The sequence below is a fragment of the Mesorhizobium sp. M7A.F.Ca.MR.362.00.0.0 genome, assembly GCF_004023175.1.
Taxonomy (GTDB): domain Bacteria; phylum Pseudomonadota; class Alphaproteobacteria; order Rhizobiales; family Rhizobiaceae; genus Mesorhizobium.
The window spans coordinates 13,275-14,325 of record NZ_RZTF01000121.1 but is presented as its reverse complement, the minus strand read 5'-3'; the positions used below and the strand labels follow the sequence as shown (position 1 = coordinate 14,325).

The following is a 1,051-nucleotide window of genomic DNA, read 5'->3' as shown; positions in this document are numbered from 1 at the left end:
GCCGACGGTGAATTTCTCGCCCGCCCGGTAGATCGTCACCGGTATTTTCGGCGCGCCCTGCTCGCCTTGCCGCTTGGCCTCCAGCAGGCCGGCGCTGAACGGCGTCATCCAGACCGGCGCCTTCAGCTTCGGCCATGTGTCGAGCAGCGCGCCATAATGGTCTTCATGCGCATGCGTGATGATGATGCCGCGCAGATTGGCGAGGTTCTCCTCGATGAAGCGCGTGTCGGGCAGCACAAGGTCGACGCCCGGCAGGCTGGCATCGGGGAAGGTCACCCCGACATCGATGACGATCCATTCGCGCGCATTGGGCGGCCCGTAGCCGTAAAGAGCGAAGTTCATGCCGATCTCGCCGACGCCGCCGAGCGGCACGAAGACGAGTTCGGCGGTTTCCGCTTTCGCCATGATTTTTCCCTTCCTGGCCCTCAGGCCAAGCCCAAAAAGCAATTCCGGGAAAAGTTTGTAACGGTTTTCCCACCGGAGTTGCGCAAAAACAAACAGTTAGAACCGTTCATGAACGGCCCTATGCCCTGGCCGAAGCGACTGCGCCGAAATGCACATCGCCGGCGGCGATCGTCCGAACCGAACCTTCATCGTCGCGGATCACGAAACGGCAGTCCTCGTCAATGGTCTCAAACACCCCACGCACCACATTACCGTCAATTCTGACAGCAACTTCGCCGCCGAGCCCCGCGGCACGATCGAGCCACCGTCGCCTGACGGCGGCAAGTCCGCGCCCCTCGTCCCACAATCGGGCATTCTCGCTCCATGCATCCGACAGCGCCAGGAACAGCGTTTCCGCATCGCATGCCGCGCCCAGCGCGCTGAGTGATGTTGCGGGATAGGGCAAATCCTCGGGGTATGCCACCACATTGACGCCGATGCCGACCGCCACCGCGAAACGGCCGCCTTCCAGGATTGCCGATTCCAGCAGGATGCCGGCCAGCTTGGCGCCGGAGGCGAGCACGTCGTTCGGCCATTTCAGTTCGAAACGGTTCTTTCCTTCGCTGCCGCCGTCGAGGCCGATGGCGATCCGGCCCTTCGGCACCAC

General features: G+C 62.9%; 2 protein-coding genes. Both read right to left on the bottom strand.

What is annotated here, in order from left to right; all coding sequences use genetic code 11:
* Positions 1-405 (bottom strand): MBL fold metallo-hydrolase (locus EOC06_RS42675; protein ID WP_245469663.1); only part of this gene is annotated, 405 nt, incomplete at its 3' end.
* A gap of 118 nt (positions 406-523) precedes the next feature.
* Positions 524-1,051 (bottom strand): biotin--[acetyl-CoA-carboxylase] ligase (locus EOC06_RS42670; protein ID WP_245469662.1); only part of this gene is annotated, 528 nt, incomplete at its 5' end.